Origin of the sequence: Clostridium sp. MT-14, assembly GCF_042436595.1 — a bacterium.
Lineage (GTDB): Bacteria > Bacillota > Clostridia > Clostridiales > Clostridiaceae > Clostridium_B > Clostridium_B aromativorans.
The window spans coordinates 193856-202182 of sequence record NZ_JBHMIY010000004.1 but is presented as its reverse complement, the minus strand read 5'-3'; the positions used below and the strand labels follow the sequence as shown (position 1 = coordinate 202182).

The window sequence follows — 8327 nt, the reverse complement described above, 5'->3', positions numbered from 1 at the left end:
CTGAAAATCCTCGTGTCCCTGGTTCGATTCCTGGTCTGGCCACCAGAAGTTTCAGAGTTTATCTGGAACTTTTAATTTTTATATAGAAAAAATGTGGGAATTATGTCATAATTGATAATAAATATAATAATGTTAAGGAGAAAATATATGCAAAATAATGTGTTGGCAGTTGTCAATGGAATGGAAATAACAGAACAGGATCTGCAAAATACGATAAGAAGATTTCCAGCAGAAAGACAGCGGTACTTGGAAACTGAAAATGGTAGGAAACAATTGTTAAATGAAATAATATCTTTTGAACTCATTTATAATTATGCTAAAGATGAACACATGGAAAGTAGCGAGAGTTATTTAGCTAAATTAGAAGCCGTAAAAAAAGAAATGATGACTCAAGTGGCAGTAGATAAGATTCTGGAAGATGTCAAGGTCACAGATAAGGAAGTTGAAGATTACTATAAAGCTAATAGAAACATGTATAAAAATCCCGAAAATATAACAGCAAGACACATACTGGTGGATTCCCTTGAAAAAGCAAATGAAGTATTAGAAAAGGTAAAAACCGGGTTATCTTTTGAAGATGCTGCTAAAAAATACTCTTCGTGTCCATCAAAAGCACAAGGAGGAAACCTTGGAAAATTTACAAGGGGACAAATGGTACCTGAATTTGAAAATACAGCTTTTCAGCTAGAGATAGGAGTAGTAAGTCAGCCTGTAAAAACCCAATTTGGATATCACCTTATAAAAGTTGAAAATAAGGAAGAGGCTTCAATAAAAACTTTTGATGAGGTTAAGGATGCAATTAGGAGAGGGCTATTACAGGAAAGACAGGCTTTTAAGTATAGTCAATTTACTGAAGGTTTGAAAAGTAAATATGAGGTGGAACTTAAATAGCACTGGGGAAAATGCCTGGATTTGATTTATGCAAATCCAGGTATTTTTTACTTTCCGGGTAATTTCCTGAGACAGTCTTGTTTATATTATTCTTATAAAACACTTTTTAAAACTGTACCTATTTTATCATGTATAACTATATCAGCTCTGTTATCATAAGGAGTAGATGATTTATTTATAAGAACGAGTTTTTTGCCTTTAAAATAATTAATTAATCCTGCAGCAGGGTATACTACCAGGGATGTTCCACCTACAATTAGGATATCAGCTTGACTTATGTATTTAACGGATTTATTCAATACATCCATGTCTAAGCTTTCCTCATATAAGACTACATCAGGTTTTACCAGTCCGTTACATTTATCACATTTAGGTATGGTATCAGGACTATTTATTATATAATCCAGATCAAAAAACTTATTGCATTTGGTACAGTAATTTCGATGGATTGAACCGTGCAGCTCCAAGACATTCTTTGATCCGGCCATTTGATGAAGGCCGTCTATATTTTGAGTTACTATGGCTTTTAATTTTCCTTGCTTTTCTAATTCAGCTAGAGCATAATGTGCGTCGTTGGGCTTTGCATCTTTATATATCATTTTTTTTCTGTAAAATTCGAAAAAGTCTTCAGTATGAGACATAAAAAATGAATGACTTAACATTACTTCAGGAGGATATGAAAAATTATTTTTAGTTTTGTAAAGGCCTGCTTCGGATCTAAAATCAGGTATATTTGATTCTGTAGAAACTCCCGCACCTCCTAAAAATACAATGTTATTACTATTGTCTACAGCAGATTTTAAATTTTCATAACTCATAATATCACCTCTATGTAGTATTATAACATATATCGGTAGATACTTTTTTTATAGCAATAAATTCAATTTATGGAATAAATTTATCAAGAATTAATTGGATAAATTTGGATTGACAGAGCATACATATTAATGCTATAATAAATTTCGTTGAATATTAGACATGGCGCTATAGCCAAGTGGTAAGGCAGAGGTCTGCAAAACCTTTATCCCCAGTTCAAATCTGGGTGGCGCCTCCAAATTTGATATTGTTGATAGTTTAAAAATAGCTTATACTATAACTTCTAAAAGAAGTTGATAATATAAGCTATTTTGGCTTGTTGTAAGAGTTTTCGAGGTTGCACAAATGGCTTATAATTGCGAAAAAGGTTGGAAGACATAAATACCTTAATGCCATTTTTTAATTTTAACGTAATGCACCCTTAAAAATAAAGTTATTATAAAAGTAATTCCTACTATAAAAGCAATGCCTCCCATTTTATGATGTGGAAGATAAGTCCATACAAACAGAAAAGGTACACATATGACAAAATCGCAAAACAGAAAAGCCATTAATACTAATTCGAATTTTTTAGCAAAATAATAATAATAGAAAGCTATATCCCAGATAGCCAGAGAAATCATGAACAGCAAATATGAAATATTTTTAAATCCATTTTTACTTAACTCTCCGCTAAAATAATTAAGTAATTCATTGTTGTAGAACATACCGATGATTTGAAATAAGCAGCCTATAATAAAAATAACAGCTCCTGCCTTGATGAGCATTTTTGTAAATACACTGCGATTGTTTAATACGTGGTTCATTTCGGCTACTACGGTTTTTTCTTGCCCAAAGCGTTGTAAAGCCCTAGATATACTCTTTTCTTCACTCAAGCCCTGCTTTTTTAATTCTTCTACTTCTTCATACAGATGATCTCTCATTTCTTCTTTTAATATCTTTGTATTTTTATCTGAATTATCAAAATTTACATAAATGCTATCAATATATTCTTCAATTTTATCGATCATAATATAACCTCCATAAAATTATTTAATAATGATTTTAAAAATCTCCATTCTTTTACCTTTACTGAGAAATAATTTTTGCCTTCATCAGTGATTGTATAGTATCTTCTTCTTCCACCTCCACTACCTTTATCATCATTCCAGTAGCCTTTTAAGTAGTTCTTTTTTTCTAAACGTTTTAAAGATACATATAAAGTAGCTTCTTTCATTTCAAATTCTTCTTTTGATTTTTCTTTTATCTTTTTAGCAATTTCATATCCGTACATATCATGATTTTGTAAAACACTTAATACTATTATGTCAATATATCCCTTTAGTATTTCTTTATCAAATTGCAATGGTTGAACCTCCTTAGTAAAATTATATTATTATGTATATTACTTTATACTATATAGTAGTATTATTATACTATATAATAGTCAGAATTGCTACATTCAGCGATATAGTTTTATACGACTTATTTATAAGTTATTTTACAAAAAACTATCTTTAAGAGACATTACCTATAGCTGACTAAGTTGTGAGAATGTAAGCAAACTATAAAATAAACAGGAGAGCTTAATTGAACTTAACTCTCCTGTTCGTTTATTTTATATACTAAATTATTTCAATTATTTTACTACAGGTTCTAACAAGTTAATTTTTCCCTCTTTAAAGTCTACTTCTACATTGGCGCCAATTGGAAGAGTTATTCTGGGATATGAGTGACCGGATTGAAAATTAATTAGAGTAGGTTTTTTTAAACTCAATATTCTATCTTCCAATATTTCATTTAGAGTAAGGCTTCGTTCGTAATTGGGAAGCTGGCAATTTTTGAATTGTCCCATAATAAAACCCCTGCATTTGCGAAGATCTCCACTTAATATAAGTTGGGTAAGCATTCTGTCAATTTTATAAGGCTCTTCATTTACATCTTCTATAAACAATATCTTGTCCTCAGTGTTTACAGCATAAGGAGTGCCGAGAAGACTGCATATTAGGGAGAGATTACCTCCAACTAATTTTCCACTGGCATAGTCGCCGTTAAAATGATCTGTAGATATATTTTCAGGATTTTCTATGGTAAAAGGAGTGTAACCGGACATTATGGTATTCAGAAAACTTTTTAGTGTAAAATCATCGAAATCTGTGTTGCACATGGGAGAATGGAATGTAATAATGTTGCATTTCTCAAATATGCTATTGAGCAGAGCGGTTATATCGCTAAAGCCTGCAAATATTTTGGGATTTCTTTTTATGATATCAAAATCCATAAGATCGAGAAGTCTCGCAGTACCATAACCGCCTCGTGTGCATAATACCATATCTACCTCCGGGTCCAAAAACATGTCCATTAGATCCTGAACCCTATCAATATCTTTTCCCGCCAGGTATCCCCATCTATCATATATGTGTTTTCCCTCTTTTGTTTTAAAACCAAGGCCATTTAAAAATTTAATGCTATCCTTTATTTTTTCAGGTTCTAAGGCGCCTGAAGGAGATACAATACCTATAGTATCTCCACTTCTTAATCTTTTTCCAAGCAAAGTATCACATCCTAAAATTAAAATAAGTTCTTTTTTTTCAAGAATATTATACATATTATACAAATAAGAGCCGTTATTGCATATACGGTCCAAAAACCATTTTTATAAGCAGCAAAAGGTATTCCAGGTATATTCATTCCAAAGGAGCCGAATATTATATTGGGAATAGCCATAACTATAGTTACAGAGGCTAAAAATTTCATCACTATATTTAAATTGTTGGACACCACAGAAGCAAATGCATCCATAGTTCCACCTAGAATATTACTGTAGATGTTAGTCATCTCTATTGCCTGTTTATTTTCAATAATGACATCTTCGAGAATATCCTGATCTTCAGGGTATTTCTGTAAAATTTCTAATTTCAACATCTTTTCTAAAGTTATTTCATTTGCTTTTAAAGATGTAGAAAAATAAACAAGAGATTTTTCTAGTGATAAAAGCTGAATAAATTCCTTATTTTTCATAGACCTATGAAGTTTTTGCTCTATCATTACACTTTTTTTATCTATTTGTCTTAAGTAGAGTAGATAATAACTTGCTATTCTGTATAGTATTTGTAAAATAAATCTGGAGCGTTTAAAAGTGTAAAAAGATTTAACTTTTCCATCTATAAAATCTGTAAGTATCTTGCTATTTTTTAGGCAAACTGTTATCAGATTAAATTCTGTATGAATAATTGCCAGGGGATAAGAATCATAGGTTAATGAGTTGACCTCCATTTCTGTAAAGGGTATATCAACTATTACTAGCAAATTGTTATCTTCAGTGTCTATACGGGATGTTTCCTCCTCGTCGAGGGCCGCTCTTAGAAAATCTAATGAGACTCCAGATTTTTTTGATATTAAAAGTAAATCTTCATCTGAAGGAGCTACAATATTGATCCAGCACCCATGTTCTATGGTATCTAGAGCCTGCAACTTATTTGATGTATCCATAGTCTTATAAATTGAAATCATGTGATAATTTCCTCCGCGTAAAAGTTGAATTAAATAAGGTAATTTATTTTAGCAATTACTTTTATTATAACTTATAAAATGAAAATTTAAATATATTATTATAATATTTCATATGAATATAATAATAAAAAATAAAATTATTTATGTGGACAAAATAAATTTGAGGATAAATTGAATATTATATTAATGTAAGAAAAAAATTAACAGTAAAATTGAATATCATATACGTTAAAAGGTAAGAATCTAAATGATAAAATTAATTTACTAATTTACAAATAGGACTTACTAGGAGGATATGAATGAAAAAAAAATATTGTATCATATGTGGAAAGCCTTTAAGTAATGGTATAATAATATATGGCAGAGGAATTTGTTCCTGCTGTGAAGAAAGATTAATTAAGTTGGAAAATAATTTGGATTTTTACGAATACTATAGAAAAAGAATAAAAAAGACTATAGTTCATTATATAATAAGAGGAGAGACAATACATTGTCAGAATTACCGCTTTTAGAGGGAATTTTAAAATATATTAAAGAGAATAATATATCATTTTGTATGCCCGGACATAAAAATGGAAGGGGATTTTATAATACTTCTATAGGAAGGGAATTTGCGGACAATATTTTAAAGTTTGATATTACAGAAGTAGATGGGGTAGACAATCTTCATAATCAAAAAGATATAATATTAGATGCAAGTGGACATCTTAGAGATTTTTACGGAAGTAAAAAATCTTACTTTTTAGTTAATGGCAGTACCTCCGGAAATATGATAATGCTATTTAGCAGTTTTAATGAAGGCGATAAGATCTTGGTGGAGAGAAACTGTCATAGTTCTATATTTAACGGTATAATTATGAGGAAGTTAAAACCTGTATATTTAAAAAATATTATAAGTAAAAGATTAAATGCTCCTATTTCTATAGATCTGGAGCATTTTTTACAGGTTTTAAAAAGAAATAAAGATGCAAAGGGCATTGTAGTAACCTATCCTAATTATTATGGTATATGCAGCAATTTGAAATTTATAGTTGAAGAGGCTAAAAAATATAATATGAAGGTACTAGTGGATTGTGCCCACGGAGCCCATTTTGGAGTTCATCCAGATTTACCGGAAAATGCAGTAAAATTGGGAGCGGATATGGTAGTTACAAGTGCTCATAAAACCTTATGTAGTTTGACCCAAAGTGCTTATCTACATGTTAACAATGAAAATGATGTTGATAAAGCAGATTTTTACTTCGATGCGTTTTCGAGTACAAGTCCTTCTTATATAGCACTTTGCTCTATGGATTACGCTAGATTCTATTTAGAAAAATACGGATATAGAGATTATGAGAGACTTATTAAAAGAAATCAGTATTATAAGGGGAAAATAGATTCTATAGAGGGATTGAGCATAATTGGTAAAGAAGATATATTAAAATTTAATAGGAGCTGTATTGTAGATAAAAATATTTCAAGTGTATGGGATATAGATACAACCAGGTATACTATAAATTTGAATAAAAATTTTAGTGGGAATCTGTTGTTGAAGTACTTGAGAAAATCGGGAATACAGTGTGAAATGGGTGACAGTTCCAATGTAGTGCTTATTTTTTCGCCTTTTAATAGAGAAGAAGAATATGAGAAATTATACAATTCGTTGAGAAATTGCAATTTAAATTATTTTAAGTGTAGGAAATCAAGTATAATTGAGTATGGTGTACCTGAGATTAAGATGATGCCCTATGAAGCTTTAGAAGCGAAAAAGAAAAGCGTCAATTTAAATGAGTCTGTAGGGAAGATAAGTGGAGTAAATGTAATACCGTATCCGCCGGGAGTACCAGTATTGTTAATAGGAGAATTGATAGATAGAGATGTTGTAAGAGTCATTAAATATTATATTGATAGTGGATCGGATCTAATAGGGGTAAAAGATAATAAGATAAAAATTATAAAATAGATTTTGGAGGAAATTAAATTGAGCACATCATTAAAGGGAAAACTTATAGTTATAGAAGGATGTGATGGAAGCGGCAAGGCAACCCAGACAAAAATGCTTTATGAAAGACTTCTGAATGAAAAATATAATGTGAAAAAAGTGGAATATCCTGATTATACTAGTCAATCTTCAGCTCTGGTTAAAATGTATTTAAATGGAGATTTCGGGAAAAACCCCGAAGATGTAAGCGCCTATGTGGCTTCTACTTTTTATGGTGTCGATAGGTTTGCATCCTATAAGATGAAGTGGAAAGAGTTCTACGAACAGGGTGGAATAGTATTGGCAGATAGATATACTACGGCAAATATGATACACCAGGCTTCTAAAATTGATGATATTAAAGAGAAAAATAAGTTTTTAGAGTGGCTGTGGAATTTCGAATTTTGTATATTTGGTCTTCCGGTACCGGATTGTGTGATATTTCTGGATATGCCCCCTGAATACAGCAGACAACTTGTTATTTATAGAGACAATAAATTTACAGGGAATTCTGTAAAAGATATACATGAAAGCAACTATCATTATTTAATTAAATCCTATGAAAATGCGCTGTATATTGTTAGTAAGTATAACTGGAATAAGGTTTCTTGTATACAGGATAAGAGGATAAAAAGTATAGATGAAATACATAAAAATATATATTTTTTAGTGAAAAATATATTAAAATAAATATATAAAGAAATTTAGGAATATACTAGAATTAAGATCCGAGATCATATAATGTGACAAAATTATGTTATAATTATTATGTTAATTTAAAAAGTGATCCTTAGATAAAAAAAAGTGAGAAGGAGGAAACCTCATGAAGTTAATTATAGCTATTGTTCAAGATGACGATGCTGGCGATTTGCTAGAAACTTTGACAGAAGGTGGATTTGAAGTAACTAAACTTGCTACTACAGGAGGCTTTTTAAAGGCAGGTAATACCACTTTGATAATAGGTGTTGAAGAAGAGAGTGTAGATAAAGTAATAGGACATATAGAAGAAGTATGTAAAACTAGAAAGCAGATTATAACAACTCCTTCATCTGTTGCTAGTTCTACAGGTGTATATATGCCATATCCTGTGGAGGTGGAAGTTGGAGGAGCTAATATATTTGTGGTAGATGTAGATAAATTTATAAAGATCTAACGGGAGGAATAT

Annotated in this window: 10 protein-coding genes and 1 tRNA gene; 6 read left to right on the top strand and 5 right to left on the bottom strand. The window is 30.6% G+C overall.

Annotated elements, in window-relative coordinates; translation table 11 throughout:
• Window positions 1–147: 147 nt before the first annotated feature.
• Window positions 148–891: a peptidylprolyl isomerase gene (locus tag ACFHWD_RS05510; protein WP_150358876.1), complete on the top strand. Its 744-nt coding sequence runs from the start codon at window positions 148–150 to the stop codon at window positions 889–891.
• A 92-nt stretch (window positions 892–983) separates the two neighbouring features.
• On the opposite strand, the gene ACFHWD_RS05505 is transcribed toward ACFHWD_RS05510, so the two are convergent.
• Window positions 984–1709, bottom strand: coding sequence for an NAD-dependent protein deacylase (locus ACFHWD_RS05505; RefSeq protein ID WP_229980735.1), 726 nt, complete (start codon window positions 1707–1709; stop codon window positions 984–986).
• Window positions 1710–1871: 162 nt separating this feature from the next.
• Here ACFHWD_RS05505 and ACFHWD_RS05500 point away from each other — a divergent pair.
• A tRNA-Cys gene (locus ACFHWD_RS05500) sits at window positions 1872–1945 on the top strand.
• A 148-nt stretch (window positions 1946–2093) separates the two neighbouring features.
• Here ACFHWD_RS05500 and ACFHWD_RS05495 read toward each other — a convergent pair.
• The 4 genes from ACFHWD_RS05495 to ACFHWD_RS05480 form a co-directional block, all read right to left on the bottom strand.
• Complete coding sequence (locus ACFHWD_RS05495; protein ID WP_229980734.1) at window positions 2094–2717, bottom strand: permease prefix domain 1-containing protein; 624 nt, start codon at window positions 2715–2717, stop codon at window positions 2094–2096.
• Window positions 2714–3052 (bottom strand): PadR family transcriptional regulator, encoded by a 339-nt coding sequence (locus tag ACFHWD_RS05490; protein ID WP_150358878.1) that lies wholly within the window; start codon window positions 3050–3052, stop codon window positions 2714–2716. The genes ACFHWD_RS05495 and ACFHWD_RS05490 overlap by 4 nt, the downstream gene beginning before the upstream one ends.
• A gap of 273 nt (window positions 3053–3325) precedes the next feature.
• Window positions 3326–4240 carry an LD-carboxypeptidase gene (locus ACFHWD_RS05485; RefSeq protein ID WP_229980733.1) on the bottom strand — a complete coding sequence of 305 codons (915 nt, stop codon included), beginning with the start codon at window positions 4238–4240 and terminating at the stop codon, window positions 3326–3328.
• A gap of 17 nt (window positions 4241–4257) precedes the next feature.
• A complete protein-coding gene (locus tag ACFHWD_RS05480; RefSeq protein WP_150358880.1) occupies window positions 4258–5199 on the bottom strand; it encodes a magnesium transporter CorA family protein in 942 nt (313 codons plus the stop codon).
• Between the two features lie 299 nt (window positions 5200–5498).
• Here ACFHWD_RS05480 and ACFHWD_RS05475 point away from each other — a divergent pair, with 299 nt between their 5' ends.
• From ACFHWD_RS05475 to ACFHWD_RS05460, 4 genes are all read left to right on the top strand, one after another.
• On the top strand, window positions 5499–5711 hold the full coding sequence (locus ACFHWD_RS05475; protein WP_150359042.1) for a sigma factor G inhibitor Gin: 213 nt from the start codon (window positions 5499–5501) through the stop codon (window positions 5709–5711).
• Window positions 5690–7144, top strand: coding sequence for an aminotransferase class I/II-fold pyridoxal phosphate-dependent enzyme (locus tag ACFHWD_RS05470; RefSeq protein WP_150359041.1), 1455 nt, complete (start codon window positions 5690–5692; stop codon window positions 7142–7144). The genes ACFHWD_RS05475 and ACFHWD_RS05470 overlap by 22 nt, the downstream gene beginning before the upstream one ends.
• Before the next feature lie 18 nt (window positions 7145–7162).
• Window positions 7163–7852: a deoxynucleoside kinase gene (locus tag ACFHWD_RS05465; RefSeq protein WP_179978157.1), complete on the top strand. Its 690-nt coding sequence runs from the start codon at window positions 7163–7165 to the stop codon at window positions 7850–7852.
• 133 nt (window positions 7853–7985) lie between these two features.
• Window positions 7986–8315, top strand: coding sequence for a cyclic-di-AMP receptor (locus tag ACFHWD_RS05460; RefSeq protein ID WP_150358701.1), 330 nt, complete (start codon window positions 7986–7988; stop codon window positions 8313–8315).
• Window positions 8316–8327 lie beyond the last annotated feature (12 nt).